Annotated in this window: 13 protein-coding genes; 10 read left to right on the top strand and 3 right to left on the bottom strand. The window is 47.8% G+C overall.

Annotated elements, in window-relative coordinates; translation table 11 throughout:
- The first annotated feature begins 1 nt into the window (after window position 1).
- On the top strand, window positions 2-895 hold the full coding sequence (locus tag ABIA61_RS08760; protein ID WP_134913395.1) for a carbohydrate ABC transporter permease: 894 nt from the start codon (window positions 2-4) through the stop codon (window positions 893-895).
- 215 nt (window positions 896-1110) lie between these two features.
- Window positions 1111-2652, top strand: a complete 1542-nt coding sequence (locus ABIA61_RS08755) for an extracellular solute-binding protein (RefSeq protein ID WP_404580571.1) — start codon at window positions 1111-1113, stop codon at window positions 2650-2652.
- 210 nt (window positions 2653-2862) lie between these two features.
- Here the strand turns inward: ABIA61_RS08755 and ABIA61_RS08750 are convergent, their stop codons facing one another.
- Together ABIA61_RS08750 and exlX are read right to left on the bottom strand one after the other, a co-directional pair.
- The gene (locus ABIA61_RS08750) at window positions 2863-5124 is read right to left on the bottom strand and encodes an AraC family transcriptional regulator (protein ID WP_283652586.1); all 2262 of its coding nucleotides are present in this window, start codon (window positions 5122-5124) and stop codon (window positions 2863-2865) included.
- A 275-nt stretch (window positions 5125-5399) separates the two neighbouring features.
- A complete protein-coding gene (gene exlX / locus ABIA61_RS08745) occupies window positions 5400-6113 on the bottom strand; it encodes an expansin ExlX (protein ID WP_283652585.1) in 714 nt (237 codons plus the stop codon).
- A gap of 280 nt (window positions 6114-6393) precedes the next feature.
- Here exlX and ABIA61_RS08740 point away from each other — a divergent pair, with 280 nt between their 5' ends.
- Both ABIA61_RS08740 and ABIA61_RS08735 read left to right on the top strand, forming a co-directional pair.
- Window positions 6394-7545: an iron-containing alcohol dehydrogenase gene (locus ABIA61_RS08740; RefSeq protein ID WP_283652584.1), complete on the top strand. Its 1152-nt coding sequence runs from the start codon at window positions 6394-6396 to the stop codon at window positions 7543-7545.
- Between the two features lie 157 nt (window positions 7546-7702).
- The gene (locus ABIA61_RS08735) at window positions 7703-8419 is read left to right on the top strand and encodes a metal-dependent hydrolase (protein WP_283652583.1); all 717 of its coding nucleotides are present in this window, start codon (window positions 7703-7705) and stop codon (window positions 8417-8419) included.
- A gap of 99 nt (window positions 8420-8518) precedes the next feature.
- On the opposite strand, the gene ABIA61_RS08730 is transcribed toward ABIA61_RS08735, so the two are convergent.
- On the bottom strand, window positions 8519-9598 hold the full coding sequence (locus tag ABIA61_RS08730; protein WP_283652582.1) for a M42 family metallopeptidase: 1080 nt from the start codon (window positions 9596-9598) through the stop codon (window positions 8519-8521).
- 185 nt (window positions 9599-9783) lie between these two features.
- Between ABIA61_RS08730 and spoVAC the strand changes: the two genes are divergently transcribed.
- The 6 genes from spoVAC to ABIA61_RS08700 all read left to right on the top strand — a co-directional run bounded on the left by spoVAC (window position 9784) and on the right by ABIA61_RS08700 (window position 16294).
- Complete coding sequence (gene spoVAC / locus ABIA61_RS08725; protein ID WP_283656300.1) at window positions 9784-10290, top strand: stage V sporulation protein AC; 507 nt, start codon at window positions 9784-9786, stop codon at window positions 10288-10290.
- Window positions 10287-11309 (top strand): stage V sporulation protein AD, encoded by a 1023-nt coding sequence (gene spoVAD, locus ABIA61_RS08720; protein WP_283652581.1) that lies wholly within the window; start codon window positions 10287-10289, stop codon window positions 11307-11309. Before spoVAC ends, spoVAD begins: the two co-directional genes overlap by 4 nt.
- On the top strand, window positions 11306-11656 hold the full coding sequence (spoVAE, locus tag ABIA61_RS08715) for a stage V sporulation protein AE (protein ID WP_014282555.1): 351 nt from the start codon (window positions 11306-11308) through the stop codon (window positions 11654-11656). The genes spoVAD and spoVAE overlap by 4 nt, the downstream gene beginning before the upstream one ends.
- A gap of 238 nt (window positions 11657-11894) precedes the next feature.
- Window positions 11895-12854 (top strand): AAA family ATPase, encoded by a 960-nt coding sequence (locus tag ABIA61_RS08710; protein ID WP_283652580.1) that lies wholly within the window; start codon window positions 11895-11897, stop codon window positions 12852-12854.
- Window positions 12855-12857: 3 nt separating this feature from the next.
- On the top strand, window positions 12858-14105 hold the full coding sequence (locus tag ABIA61_RS08705; RefSeq protein ID WP_283652579.1) for a DUF58 domain-containing protein: 1248 nt from the start codon (window positions 12858-12860) through the stop codon (window positions 14103-14105).
- Window positions 14102-16294, top strand: a complete 2193-nt coding sequence (locus tag ABIA61_RS08700; RefSeq protein WP_404518706.1) for a transglutaminase TgpA family protein — start codon at window positions 14102-14104, stop codon at window positions 16292-16294. The genes ABIA61_RS08705 and ABIA61_RS08700 overlap by 4 nt, the downstream gene beginning before the upstream one ends.
- The last annotated feature ends 41 nt before the right edge of the window (window positions 16295-16335 follow it).

Genomic DNA, 16335 nt, shown 5'->3' with positions numbered 1-16335 from the left:
GATGGCGATCAAAGAGGATGTATACACCCGAATTTTTCAGATTATTTCTTATGCGGTAATCATTATTGCTTCTATTGCTTGTTTGCTACCATTTCTACTTATTATTTCGGCATCATTGACCAGTAATGAGTCGATTATCAGAGATGGATATCATTTTATTCCACAGGAATTTTCGCTGGAAGGATACCGGACGGTGTTCACCTTTCCTGAAGAGGTGCTGAGGGCGTACGGTGTGACCATTTTTACAACTGTAGTAGGTACGACGTTGGGCCTGTTCCTGATGACGATGGCGGGATATGTGCTGGCGCGTAAAGATTTTAAATACCGGAACGCATTCTCGTTCTATATTTACTTTACAACGTTGTTCGGGGGCGGCTTGGTACCCTGGTACATTATGCTGACGAAGTATTTAGGACTGCTCGATACGTATACGGTGCTTATTTTCCCGGGGCTGATGACTCCGTTTCTGATCATTTTGATGAAAAACTTCATTCGTTCGTCCATGCCGGAAGAGCTGTTTGAGTCTGCCAAAATTGACGGTGCAGGTGATTTTAAAATCTACTATCGGATTGTGCTGCCTTTGTCTACGCCGGGCATTGCCACCGTGGGGTTGTTTCTGGCCTTGGCATACTGGAATGACTGGTTCTCGTCTTCACTCTTTATTAATGATCCACATAAATACCAGCTGCAATATTATCTGTATAATGTAATCAACTCGATGCAATTTATCGCGCAAATGGGGGCAGGTACCGGCGTTTCACTCTCCAACGATATGCCGACCGAATCGACCAAAATGGCAATGGCGATCGTGGTCACCGGACCGATTTTACTGCTGTACCCGTTCATTCAGCGTTATTTCGTCAAGGGCTTGACCATTGGTGCTGTTAAAGGCTAAAGTAGACAGTCATCAGCTAAGATGGCATGATGTGCTGACGTTATGCCATTTTGAAAGCATATTTTGTAAGCGTTTTACTTGAGGGGCTAGTAACGTTTGTTTCCTACAAATTTTAAAGGCGAGGCTGAGTACAAGCGAATGATTTTCGTCCACTCTCCAGGCTTTTAAAAGATAGATGGCTTTAAACCAGCAACCACTTCAAAAGGAGGATTCACATGACATTTACAAAGAAAAGAAAGCAACGCATGTCCATCCTGATTGCAGTTATGGTCATCATGGCGCTATTAGCCGGGTGTGGAGGCGGTGGTGGAAACAGCGCACAAAAATCAGATGGAACGGATGACAAATCTCAGAAGGTACAGCTGCAATTTTATATGCTGGGTGATGCTCCGAAGGATCTGCCTGCCGTTGAAGCAGAGATTAATAAATTGGCGGAAAAAGATTTGAATGCCACCGTCAAATTCAACTATACGACGTGGACGGACTGGGATCAGAAGTATAAGCTGCTGCTCTCTTCAGGCCAGCCGATTGATCTGATCTTCACTGCAGATTGGACGCAGTATCAGGCGTATGCCAAGAAAGGTGCATTCCTGCCGCTTGATGATCTGCTGCCGAAGGCCGCACCTGCCTTGCAAAAATTCGTGCCTCAGGAGATGTGGGATGGCGTTAAAATCGGAGGCAAAATCTACACTGTGCCTGGCACATACAAGGAGTATGTAACCAATGGATTTGTATGGCGTGAGGATTTGCGCGAGAAGTACAATCTGCCTAAACCTACGGATATAAAAAGCTACGAGGCTTATATGGATGGTATCCGTCAGCATGAGCCTAATATGAAACCGGTCTCTCTGAACAGCGATATTAAAGGGAACCTGCATGATCGCTATTCCGAATTGGTAACAAAGAGTGTAGGGGCTTTGCCTTATGGCATCGGTATTAAGTATGAAAAACCAACAGAGGTTTATAAATATTGGGGTTCAGATGAGCAAAAAGAAGAGCTGAGCATTTACAAACGCTGGGCCGACAAAGGATTTATTCCTAAAAACGTACTGAACGTAAAAGATACGCTTCAGGATCAGGTGACTTCTGGTAAAGCAGCGAGTATTTTCGGTGACAATCCGACCCGATTTAATGACATGGTGATTAAGCTCAAAGCTTCTCACCCGGACTGGAAGCTGGATTACTATCCGTTCCCGCTGACGACGGGGTTTGCAACTCCAGTGCATCCGATTCATAACGGCTTTGCAATTCCCAAAAGCAGTCCTAACCCTGCACGCGCATTAGCCTTTTATGAAAAGCTTGTCACAGACAAACGTTATAACCTGCTCACGCAATACGGAATTGAAGGCAAAAACTATGAAGTCAAAGACGGTTACTATCAAATGATAGGTACCGGCAGCACGAACGGCTTTTCACGGGAAGGTATGAATAGCTGGGCTTGGCGTAACCCGGAATACATGCTGTTTGATTCAGGCTTTGACCGGGTGAAGAAGATTTTTGCTGAGCTGGATAAAATCCAGAAGCCTGACGTGTTTACCGGTTTTGCAGAGGATTATACGACCTATCAAGCCGAAAAAGCGGCTTTGGAGCAGGTTGAGAAGCAGTATCTGTATCCGCTCCAAGCTGGATTGATTGATAATGTGGATCAAGGATTGCAGACCTTCTTGCAAAAGGCAAGCCAGGCTGGCCTGGAGAAAATCCAGACGGAATATACCAAGCAATGGGAAGCCTACGTGAAGGAAAAGAACATTAAGTAATTGGGCAAGGCAAAGAGATTTTAACAGTTGGGATAAAAAGAAAAAGCAAGTCTCCAGGAAGTTGGAGGCTTGCTTTTTTAGTGTCTATTACAAGGAGTGATAGGTCACGCTAAAATCAGCGGAGACAACAGCGATGGGAGCAACGTTCCGTTCGCGGAGCGGCCGCATACAGTAGCCAGAACTTTTTACGGAAGCATTTTTCAGTCTACCTTATTGCGCATTTGCTTTAGAACGACGAAAATCTGTGGGCGTCACGCCCAAGCTACGCTTGAACATGCGGTGAAAATAAGAGCTGCTCGCAAATCCGGTTTGTTCTGCCACGTCAGCTACCGACCAGTCGGTTTGCTCCAGCAGCTCGCAGGCTTTGCGAATGCGTAGCTGTTGAATGACATCTACGATGGTAGACATGGTTTGTTGCTTGTATAGTCTGCTGACATAGATCGGTGACATATCCAGTTCTTCAGCGATCTGGTTGAGGCAAAAATCCGGATCAGCATAGGCTTGCTCTATTCGCTCATTAATTTGCCGTACTAGCCGCTCTTGTTTCGTGTTTCGTTTTTCCAATAGGTTGGAGCGGACATGATCAAAGACCAATTGATATTGCTCGATAAGCTCCAGGGCCGTCTCCAACTGATCTGCGGACGGCAATTCAGGTATAGATTCGGCAGCAAATCCATTACGCTCACTCATATGCTGAATGGCATGATTCACACTCATCATCAGCCGGGATATGGCCACCTGCACGACGGAAAACGAATATTTTTCCATATGCATCAGCAAGTCCTTGAACATGCCATGAGCATCCTCCGTATGACCAGATAACAGCGTGTCGAGCAATTTTTTCTCCTTATCCGACGCATATACGTAGGCATTTTGAGCATGTGCCTCAATTGTGTTCTGCGCATCAATGATACACCCGTGCCCTTGAAAAAATCGGTGCATGGACGCTTCCTGTACCTGACGGTACAACAGATGCAGCCGTTCCGACTGGCTTGCGATGGCGCTATAGGTTAGCGATACGCTCAGCTTTAAATACTCATGGCAAGCTTCGCGTATTTGGCGCAATAAGGTTTCCAACAGCACGGTATCCGTATGCTCCGCAGGATCAAGAATGTTGAGCAGCAGTAGGACGCTGTCTTCGTCGATATCCACGGCTTCCACCTGGTACGTCTGCCCGCATATTTCAGAAGCAATATTCATCATGGCAAACTTATAGGGCAGCAGGTCAGGACCGCGTTCGCTTTGCCACCGGACATATTCATCTATACGCAGCAGCACCAGCCGATAGTCTTTGTCGAACTGGAATGTGATTCCAAGCTCAAGCAACCGCTCCGGTTCCTCTCCAGCAGGAAGCAATTGAACCCCCCGAATAATATTCTGTAAAATGTTTTGCCGGATCGTATACATGCTGTTTCGTTTCTCTGATTCGAGTGAATTCATATGGACAACGATCTGTCCAATGGGGGTATACAGCATTCTGGACAGCAGCCAGGAGGCCACGAACCCTGCCAATGCAATGACGGCGGCAATGAACAGCATCGCATTACGGATAACACTCGCCATTTTGACAACGCTTTCATATGGGGTGACACTAATATACTGCCAACCCAATCCGTCTTGGGAGGTATAAGAAATGAGTGATCTTTTACTGTGAAAATCTTCTACAAAATATCCTGTTTCCTGTTTTTTGACTCGGGTGTGCAGCCATAGCTGTTCTTTTTCGTTCAATGCTTCGTCTGCCAGTGTCGCGCCGGATAAAAGTCTGCCTTGATCGTCCAAAATATAAGCCGTTCCGCCTGATGCCGGATTCGTCGCCATTTCCTTGTTCATCCAAGTCGCAGATACATTGACGATCACAGCCGAATTCATCGCTTCGTTCGAGTTGATTGCGTCGTAGCATAAATACGTATAGGCGGCGATGTCTGTGCTGGCTTGATCTGCTCCGGCAACGGAGTCTGACGCAGATAGCAAAGGATAGGTGCGTGGAATAGGGGTAAATGGCTTATAATCCTGATAATGATCCAGCACGCGTATAATATCCGTATCAACCAGTTCACTTTTGCTGTATAACCCGTTTTGCCCCCGTGAGGATGCAATGTAGAAGGTGTCGCTTTTCGGATTATACACATAGATGGATTCAATGTACGGCATAGAATTGAGATAATTGTTCAGCTCAGACATGGCAGCGGTTACATCATATACATTGGGTTTGGGGTAATACAACAACTTGGACAGGGTGCTGCTGCGGTACATTTGGAAGGCCAACGATTGGGCGATAGATGTCATGTTAATGACCTCTCTGCTTCTCAGTGCCAGGCTGCTATGATTGGCTTCGAATGCTTGCTCCTTCTCCACCCGAATATAATAAAAATAATACACCGTGGTAGATACCAGCAACGTCAGCGTAATACATAACGTGATACTGATCAGCAATTTGCTATGAAGCTTGTGATGCTTTTTGAAATTGCTCATGTGGGCAGGTCTCCTGTCTATGTGCATATAGCCAAAATACACCCTAATATGTATTCATTATACGTGCCTTCCTGTGAACAGGACAGTGAACAAACTAATTTTTTATGAAAAATAATGACTTTTTCGTAAAAAGGCCAGGAACCCAACACGCAAAATCGCTTGCGTCGGTTCCCAGCCTGGGGATTACATAAAGCCTGTCACGAGTTGGACAGCACATGGGTAGGAAGCACCCATTTGTGCCTGACAGGACTCAAGCTGTGAGAAGATACCTGCAATCAGTCAGGGAATTGCACATTACCTTTGACAATATAGGCATCGCCCGTGCCATTTTCTGCTAGGGCCGGGAGGGTATCGTTCAGCACCACACCGCGAATGTCTGTAATCCGGATTTTAAGAGGCTGGTTCCCTAAGTTTGTACCCAGAAAGTGGTTATAGTCCTGTTTTTCAAGGTTGAGCCACTGTCCGTTCTGTTGGACTTCCAGTTTCAAGACAGGATATTTATGATTGCGTACCTGAATAGCTGCCCACCACCGGCTGCTGCCTTCTTTAATGCGGTAGGAGACGTTTCCAGTAACTGGGGCTTTGACGACTTTCCATGAGATATTGATTTTTCCATCAATTTGATTGCCAATTTGGTTAAAAGCATTCGGGGACAGGTCAAGCGCACCACTTGGGCCTTCAGGATAAATATCGGTTACATAGACTGTTGTTTTCCCTTTGGGGCCTTGGACTTCCAGATATGCTCCTGCCAATGCGGCTTTGATTCCATTATAATTCAGTTGTGTGCGGTTAAGAGCCGTAATTTTTGCATCGGAAGGGATTGGATCAAGCAGCAGTGCTCCTCCAGAGTAGCCAGATCCGGTATAGGTAGCGTACCCCGTGTATGTATCATTCCAAGCAGCAGAAGCGGGGAGAGCGAACAAAACAAGACTTAGCAATGATGCCAGACCAATCGTTTTGAACTTGCGAATCGCAGAACTCTTTTGCATAATTATTTCCTCCTTGTTCATTTAATAGATTCATATAGTAAATATAAACACTATATTACATAATATTTCAAATAGTACAATAGGCTTTTGAGGCAAAAAGAAAATATTGCAAAAGTTTGTCAACATGCTTCTAGGCCTTATTGCATGTTTTTAAAAGAATTGCTGAACTGTGCTTTTTTTCGCAGATGTCTGCTCGATCTGATGGTAGTATCAAGAAGATGCATGATAACAGAGAGCAGAGATGACTGGAGAACGATTAACACAGAGGAGGGGTTTACGTATGGGGAGGAACATCTTTTATGTACCGCCAGTGAATTTGATGGGGATTGGATGTCTTAGAGATCTGGGACCGATGTTGCAAGAGAAAGGATTTATGAAAGCGCTTATCGTGACGGATAAATGGCTGCGTCGAAATGGGATTACCGACCGGGTTATTGCTGTTTTGGAGCAGCATGGAGTTCCATATATCGTGTATGATGGTGTGCAACCTAACCCTACCTGTGACAATGTTCACGAAGGAGTCAAGGTGTTTCAGGATAACGGATGTGATGTTCTCGTCTCGGTAGGTGGTGGGTCACCTCAGGATGCGGCCAAAGCCATTGGCATCATTGTCACCAATGGAGGACATATTTCAGAATATGAAGGCGTTCACAAATCCAAACGCCCGTCCGTTCCTATTGTGGCAGTGAATACAACGGCGGGTACCTCCAGCGAGGTCACCATTAACTATGTCATTACTGATGAGAAGCGTAAGGTCAAAATGGTCATGGTTGATAAAAACAGTCTGGCTTCCATCTCTGTAAATGACCCCGAATTAATGGTGGGTAAGCCAGCCGAATTAACTGCTGCGACAGGTATGGATGCGCTTACTCATGCGATTGAGGCGCTGGTTACCCCGGGAGCTTATCCGGTCACCGATGCCACTGCCCTGGCTGCTGTCGAACTGATATTCCGTTATTTGCCTGATGCTGTGGAGAACGGTCAAAATATTGAGGCTCGGGAAAAGCTTGTGTATGCTGTTTTTCTGGGAGGGCTGGCCTTCAACAATGCGGGGTTGGGATATGTGCATGCGATGGCTCATCAGCTTGGAGGTGTGTATGATCTTCCACATGGGGTGTGTAATGCGATGCTACTGCCCTATGTACAGGAGGCCAATGCGCAGCATGTTCCTCGTAAATTCAGACCTATCGCTCAAGCGATTGGATTCTCGGTCAGAGGGCGAACGGATGAGGAGTGTGCTGAATTTGTCGTGGATGCCATCCGTGGGTTGGCACAGGAGGTCGGAATTCCGAAACGCTTGTCTGAGTTGGGAGTAACGGACCCGGACCTGAATCTGTTAGCCGACAATGCGATGAAGGATGCGTGTGCGCCCAGTAATCCGTTTCAGCCAACCAAAGAGGAAGTTATCGCACTGTTCCAAAAAATACTCTAAGGCGAATTTTTGACCGGGACTTTTGGACGATATCCTTTAAATAGAATAAGCGAACTATTGTTCTCCTTTTGTTTGTCGTATACAATCGAATCATGCTGATTCAAATAGAGTGATGTCGAACTCTGTTGTATGCTGCAACGAAAGGATGTTATGCACCATGATGGGAAGAGCCCATTTGATTATTGGAACCGGGGTCTCCCTGTCGGTATTAGCCTTGAACGGATACGAAGTGACTCCGGCTGCCGTGGCTGCCGCTGTAGTCGGTTCACTGTTGCCGGATATTGACGAGCCTAACTCCATGCTCGTGAGTCGTGCGTTGCCTACCAAAATGCTCAGACTCGTACAGCTTTTGATGATTGGGGCTGCGGGCTGGGTATTTTTCACCCGTATGGCTCCACCGCCGTGGAATCTTGTTCTGGCTTTACTGATGATCAGCGCTTCCTTTATGCCTTCACGATCGATGCGAAAGGTTATTATCTTTTTGATTGGGGTTGGCTTAGCCTGGTATGGGGAAGCATATGCGCCATGGAATTACATTGCCGGGTGCCTGCTGATTATCTGTACGCTTGTCCCTCACCGGGGATTGACGCATACGGTGTACGGAACAGTCGCATGGACTGCGTTGCTGTACGGTACAACCCGTCTGCACGGTGACAGCATATGGCTGGCTGGTGGTTTGGCGTATCTGCTGCATTTGTTGGCAGATTCCTTGACGAATAACGGAATTAAACCTTTGCCACCGCTCAAATGGAAGCTGCGATTTAAGCTGATGAGTACCGGAACGCGCAAAGGGGCGCAGGTGGAGAACATCTGCATTGCCTTGACGGCTGTACTTGTTATTATCGCTTTACTTCGTTATAAGCATTTGATATGAAGCGCTCTATTTTGTAGCTCTATTAAATCAAAAAAACAGTCAAAACATGTATAACGTGTTTTGACTGTTTTTAATAGATTGTACTTTTCTGAGAATACCTTAAGCTCGTTCAATAATCGTATTCAGTGTCGTACGATCCAGGTTTTGTACCAGCTTGACGATCAGTTCTTTGGCTGCATCGTAATCGTCGGTGTGAATAATGGACGAGGAAGTGTGGATGTATCGTCCGCAAATGCCAATGACGGTGGAGGGCACTCCAATTCCGCTTAAATGAACCTGACCTGCATCGGTCCCACCTGTGGAGATGAAATATTGATACTTGATCTTGTGCGTTTCCGCCATATCCTGCACGTATTCCACAATCCCGCGATGTGTAATCATACCCGGATCAAATACCCGTAGCAGCGCGCCTTTACCCAAATGCCCGTAAGCGTTCGGATCACCACCCATATCGTTGGCCGCACTGCAATCCAGTGCAAAGAAAACGTCCGGTTGAATCAGGTTGGCTGCCGTGCGTGCGCCGCGCAATCCCACTTCCTCCTGAACGGTAGCTCCCGCATACAGCGTATTAGGCAGTTTGTCCTTTTCCTTATGTAACGCTTCAAGCAGTTCAATAGCCAAGCCTACACCATAGCGGTTATCCCACGCTTTAGCCATGATTTTTTTCGGATTCGCCAGTGGAGTAAAATCACAAATCGGCGCAATGGCTGTTCCCGGCACGATACCCAGCTCTTGCGCTTCCTGACGGCTGTCCACGCCGATATCCAGATACATATGCTTGATGTCCATGGGCTTGCTACGTTGTGATTCATCCAGCAAATGGGGCGATACTGAGCCAACGACACCAATAATCGGCCCATTCGGAGTCAGCACCTGAAGACGTTGTGACATGATGGCCTGACTCCACCAGCCTCCAACGGGCTGAAAGCGGATCATACCATTTTCCGTAATGCCATTGACGATAAATCCGACTTCATCCAGATGGCCCGCAACCATCACACGCGGTCCGTTCTCTTCACCGCGCAGCACGCCGAAAAGGCTACCCAAACGATCTTGCACGATTTCGTCCGTATAACCGGATATCCGTTCTTTAACCCATGCCCGCAGCTCTCGCTCATGCCCCGGAATGGAAGGAAACTCCGTTAAGGTTTTAAACAGTTCTAATGTTTTTGATTCCATGATGTTATACCTCGCTCCTTATTAATTAACCAGTGGTCGTCATCCATCCAGTATGAATGGATTTGTACGGAATGTCCACGATATCATTTTCCTGACATAACAATTCCCCATAAAGCTAATAATGATAAGGACACAATGAATCCGAACCGCAAAGTGCGGAATTTACAAATAAGGGGTGGTGGATGATGCCAGCTAAATCTGGCCAACGCGGTTTTCGTACCAATACGCCGCCGTTGTCCATAAATGAAAAGGACTACCAGAGTATTTCCAAAAAGCACGAGCCGTCTACAAACGTTTTTGCCAACTGTGTGCGGGCTTTTCTGGTTGGAGGCGGCATCTGTGTGATTGGTCAGGCAATTCAGGAAGCCTTCATGGCAGGGATGCACATTTCGGCCAAGGAGGCGGCACCGCCGACCTCATCCATGATGATCCTGCTGGCAGTCATATTGACCTGCTTCGGGGTGTACGACAAGTTTGCCCAATGGGCGGGAGCAGGAACCGCTGTACCGATTACAGGCTTTGCCAACTCGATGTGTTCGGCTGCACTGGAGCATCGTTCTGAGGGGCTGGTGCTCGGTGTAGGCGCGAATATGTTCAAGCTGGCAGGGTCGGTTATCGTATTCGGGGTGGTGGCAGCGTTCGTTGTAGGTGTCATCTACGCCTTTCTTGGAGTAGGGGGTAACCATCTATGAGAAGACAGGGAGGACAAACCTGGAAGTTTGAATCCAGACCGCGCATCGTTGGAAGTGCAACCGTTGTTGGCCCGGATGAAGGAGAGGGGCCGCTGTCCACGGATTTTGACTACATTTATGACAATCTCGAAATTAACGAAAAAACATGGGAAAAAGCGGAACGCAGATTGTTCGAGCACTCTACTGAGCTAGCGTTAATTAATGCCAATTTGAACAAAGAGGAAGTACAGTTTTTTATCAGTGGTGATCTGATGAATCAAATTATCAGTAGCTCCTTTTCAGCGCGCAAGCTCGCGATTCCTTATTTGGGTGTTTTCGGAGCCTGCTCTACGTCGATGGAAAGTCTGGCCTTAGCCGCGCTTATTGTGGATTCAGAGGCGGGCGACTATGTAATGGCGGGTACGACGAGCCATAACTGTACTGTGGAAAAGCAGTTCCGATATCCTACGGAATACGGAGCACAGAAGCCTCCAACGGCCCAATATACCGTCACCGGCTCAGGCACCGCAGTTGTGGGACATGCCAAGTCAGGTACGGTGGTAGATTGCGCTACCATTGGACGTGTTACGGATATGGGGATTAAAGACCCATTTAACATGGGAGGGGCGATGGCTCCGGCGGCGGCAGATACCTTGTTGTCCCATTTTCGAGATACAGGCCGGGACCCTGGTTATTATGATCTTATTGTAACGGGGGATTTGGCCTCAGTAGGCTTGCCGATTACCAAGGAGCTGCTTAAAAAGCAAAATATTGATGTGAGTCAGACGGAATTTAACGATTGCGGTTTACTTATTTATGACCTGAACAAACAAAAGCAAGTCATTGCAGGCGGCAGTGGTGCCGGATGCTCGGCTGTTGTAACCTACGGGCATTTGTTAAAACGGCTCGAAAAGGGAGAACTTCAGAAGGTACTGGTCGTGGCGACCGGGGCATTGCTGTCTCCTTTGTCGACACAGCAAGGAGAAAGCATTCCATGCATTGCACATGCTGTAGCTTTCGAAGCGGGAGGAAAAGTATGATATATCTATGGGCTTTTTTAGTCGGTGGTGCCATTTGTGTCGTGGGTCAGTTGATGATGGATGTCATTAAAATGACCCCGGCACATACGATGAGTACGTTGGTGGTAGCAGGTGCAATTGCTGATGCCGTTGGGATATACGATCCGCTTATCAAATTTGCCGGAGCGGGTGCGACGATTCCAATTACCAGTTTTGGTAACTCACTCGTACACGGCGCATTAACCGAATTGGAAAAGGACGGATGGCTTGGTGTCATTACAGGGATTTTTAGTGTGACAAGTGCAGGGATTTCCTCGGCGATTATATTCTCTTTTTTGGCAGCTCTGGTTGTACGTCCAAAAGGATAAACTTATATTGTACTTTTAAGCGTTGGTAATCGAATGATGCAAAATGCTGAATTAAATAAGCTTAAAAATTAGCCCTTCGGATCTGAATGACCGGAGGGCTTTTTTATATGTCTGCATACAAAATGCTGCCAAACTGTAGCACTGGCTCGAACATCTGGAAAAGGACTCAAGTATACTCTATGCCCTCCTTCATGTACAATAATAGGAAACATGTTGCTATCTAGGAGGTTTACAGGCTATGCCCGTGCGTCAAGAATCTGTGCAGATTGTATCTGCAATCCGAGCTAATCTGGAATCATGCATATTAGGTAAATCCTTTGAAATAAAATTACTGCTAACGACTATGCTGGCGGGTGGGCACATTCTGATCGAGGACGTTCCGGGTACGGGAAAAACGCAAATGATCAAGGCTCTTGCCAAATCCATGCGCGGTGATTACCGCCGTGTTCAATGTAATCCTGATATTCTCCCCAGTGATATAACAGGGGTTTCCATATTTCATCCACGGGATGAGCGCTTTTATTTTCGTCCGGGTCCTGTAATGACAAATATTTTATTGGCAGACGAAATTAACCGGGCAACGACGAAAACGCAATCGGCTTTGCTGGAAGTGATGGAGGAGCGAAGTGTAACCGTGGATGGAGAAACGCATATGCTGCCTCATCCTTTTATGCTGTGTGCTACGCAAAATCCGATTGATTTTGAAGGGACTTATATGCTGCCGGAAGCGCAGCTTGATCGTTTTATGCTCAAAATCAGTCTCGGCTATCCTGATATGGAGACTGAGCGGAACATGCTGCTTCGTCATCAGGAGGGGCAGCCGGCAGATCGACTGGAGGCGGTAGCGCATATGGAACAGATAGCCGCAATCCAGCAGGAAATCAGAGAAATGTACATGGACGAGGCAGTTACGTCCTATTTACTTGATATCGTACGTGCGACCAGAGAGCATTCATCGGTACTGCTGGGAGCCAGCCCGCGGGCGGCGCTTGCTTTTGTGATGGCCACCAAGGCGTACGCTTTTCTGGAAAATCGTGATTACGTGCTTCCTGACGATGTGAAAATATTGGCACCTTATGTGCTGGCGCATCGTTTACTGCTTCGTCCCGAGGCGCGTCTCGACAGCTCCAACGCCCAGTCTGTACTTCAGGCTGTCCTTCGGCAGGTGAACGTACCCGTGCGAATGGAGCGTCCGTAGGGAATGAAGAAAGTCAAAAGGAAGCGCAGGCTCCTCCGGCTGTCAGGCCGCATCTGGCTTCTGATGGCCATATGGGTGGTATGTCTGCTATATCTGTTGTTTCAGGGTGGCAAGACGTCAGTCATGCTATTGTCCATGGTTACGCTGTTAGTCATTTATTTATGGATCGTCGGGTTGAGCGGGGTACGCCGTGTTCAGGGTTCAAGGCAGCTTTCGCAAGGCTCAGAGTTCGGGGAGCTACTGCATGCGGGAGATCAGGTGCATGTAAAGCTGAGCTTGAGACTTCCTGGCTTTCTTCCACTGCCGTATATCATTGTTCGTGAGGTGCTCAAGCGTCATACAGGTGAATCCTGGTCGTTTGAGGACAGTGTTATCCCCAGCATGAAAGGAAGCGGACAGCTTGCCTTCCAGACCCCTGCGTTGGAGCGGGGAAGCTATTATTTTGCGCAAACGGAGTGTGTGAGCGAGGATATCTTCGGCCTGTTGGAGCATAAAGGCATGTTAAACGCACCCGGTGAATTTCGGGTACTGCCCCGCACGGTATTCATTCCCTATTGGCAGTTAAATGACCGTCGCTCGCGGATGTCCGGGCCACAGACCGTCCAGACTCGAACACGCCGCGAAACGACACAAATTAACGGAGTGCGGGACTATGTATATGGGGACCGTTTTTCACGTATCCATTGGAATGCGACCGCACGTACAGGAAGCTGGAAATCCAAGGAATTTGAGCATGAGACGGTTCCGAAAACGATGCTTGTACTGGACATACACACGAAACATTATGTAAATGCCGATCAGTTTGAACTGGCCGTATCCTCAATCGCTTCATTGCTGGAATATGGCGGACGGGAGCGGATGGGAGTAGGTCTTTGTACGGCAGGGGAAACAGGCACTGTCTTTCAGCCCAGTGAGCAGATGATGGAACGGCAACGGATGATGCATCATTTGGTAGACATACACACCACTTCTCAAGGCAGTCTTATGGCCGCTGTAGAAAGCGGTGTTCGGCAATTTCCACAAGGCTGCTATTTTGTGCTGATTAGTCCGTTGAAGGATCATCAGGCGTTGGAGCTTCTTCGCTGGGTCGATACCCGGGGGATGACCCCGTGCCACGTTTATATCGGAGAAGGCTCAAGTGAGGGACAGGCAGAAGAATGGATGAGCATGCTTCGTACAAGAGGCATTCAGGGTTATCATGTTCCGAGTCTTGAAGAGCTTCCAGCTGTAATGGGGGGAGGGACGCTATGAAGAACTGGCTACAATCGCTGAAGGGCTCCTGGGCTGCGGCTTTTACATTTTTATGGATTATTATTATTGCCATGCAATGGGTGTCCTTTGCTTCAGTGCTGTGGCTTGAAGAGACAAGAACGCTTGTATTGGCGACGGTTACGATGCTGGCTCTGGTGAAAATTTTGCTGCCGCTTCGGCCTTGGATTGAATTTATCGTCAAAGCGGCGACGTTATTTTTTATTTTGTACCGGACGCTCGTGTCCTACTCGATTATTATTCCTTTCGGGGGTTTTGCAAACCGTCTGGATCAATTTATATCGAATATGTCTCCGTATATCTGGTTTTCACTGATCGCTTGGCTTGTTATTGAGATGTTACCACTCATCGTTACGACGAAGCAGCGCATTCTGGTTTTTGTGGGTATTAATATTGCCGCGCTGGCAGTGCTTGATTCGTTCACGCCAACCGTGCTGTGGGAAGAAGTCGCATGGATGGTCTTTGCGGGTATGGGTTGGCTGGTGACTCAGCATTTGCAGTATTTTCGGCAGCACTATCCTCAAGGCTGGAAACACATTCGCCGTTACCCGTACAAAATTGCAGCCAATATTGCGGTCATTTTTGCTTTGATTATTATGGCTGGCGTGAATATGCCAGAGATAGAGCCGACCTTAACGGATCCATATACGGCTTGGACCCAGCGAAATAGCTCATCTACCGTTGGTATTAACAATGGAGCCGGGGCTATGAATCAGCGGATGAGTACAGCATCGGGCTATAGTCGGCAGGATAATCGACTGGGTGGGGGGTTTAATTTTGACTACTCTCCCGTAATGACCATCACGACGAACCAGCGAAGCTACTGGCGGGGCGAGACGAAGCGAACGTATTCCGGTACGGGCTGGAGTGATGCAGACAACGACGACCAAACGCTGAATGATGTGCCAATGACGGCAGAGCTGGAAAATACACAAGAAACACTGCATTCGACCGAGCAGGTCGTTCAGACCATTACGATGCAAAATGATCAGAGCTATCCGGTTTTGTTCGGCGCGTATTCGGTACATCGTGTTCAATCGGTGGACAGAGACTCGCGGGCAGACGGATTGCGTTGGAAACCGGAACAGGCAGAACTGCTTTGGAATTCATCCTCCAGAAGAACTGCTTATCCGAAAACGTATACTCTGGTGTCACATGTACCTGTAATCCCGGAGAAAGAGCTGCGCAAGAAAACGTTTAATGAGCTGTATGGAAAGAACAAGCAGGAAGCCTATTTGCAAATCCCGAATGAGCTGCCGAAGCGAGTGCGTGATTTGGCTCAAAATGTAACGTCATCGGCGAAGACACCTTATGAAAAGGTCGGACTGCTACAGCAATATTTACAGCGAAATTATGCATATACAAACAATCCGGATCTTTCTCGCAAAAGAAGCAAGGATTTTGTGGATGCCTTTCTGTTTGAGATTCGGGAAGGCTATTGCGATTATTATTCCACTTCGATGGTTATGATGGCCCGCTCCGTTGGTGTTCCGGCACGGTGGGTCAAAGGATATGCACCTGGTCAGCAAACATTTTCGGATGATGCAACGACCAGCGATGGTAACGAAAATATGTCTTCCTATTCCGTTACCAACGCGGATGCTCATTCCTGGGCCGAAGTGTATCTGGGTGAATACGGCTGGGTTCCTGTAGAAGCCACGCCGGGCTTTGATATGCCGTTGCTTACGGAGCAGGAGGATTCGAAAACGCCTGATACTCCAGAAGTGAAAGATCAGCCTGAGCCTGAACAGTCTGCGCAGACATCGCAGGCCAATTCGGAGGAAGGCACGAAGATTCATCCTGTAATCATAGCGGCGGCAGTGGCTGTTATCGTACTGTGGGGCGCTTATATCGTATGGCGTAATCGGGCAGATATTCATTTTTATCTGCTGCGTCTGCGTAAAGGAAAGCCGTTGACCCCGGACGAAAAGGTGATCGTCGAAACCGAGCGCTGGCTCCGTTACATGCGGAGTAAGGGGTTTGCACGTACTAGCCACGAGACGCTGAGGGAATCGGTCGGCAGATGGTCAGTTGAATCACCGGAACGCGCTTCAATTCTGCATCTGCTGCTGGAGCTGTTTGAACAAGCGCGCTACAGTCCTTCCTCGGTAACTGCCGAGGATTGGCACAAGGTCCGCCAGCAAGCGGCCCTGTTGCATAAGAAGGGTTAGTCCGGAAGGCAAACTGAATGAAACGAAAGAAAAACCGTGTC

Origin of the sequence: Paenibacillus sp. RC21 (genome assembly GCF_044907935.1) — a bacterium.
In the GTDB taxonomy this organism is placed as follows: domain Bacteria; phylum Bacillota; class Bacilli; order Paenibacillales; family Paenibacillaceae; genus Paenibacillus; species Paenibacillus terrae_A.
The sequence above is the reverse complement of the archived record's forward strand: the minus strand, read 5'-3'. Positions and strand labels throughout refer to the sequence as shown.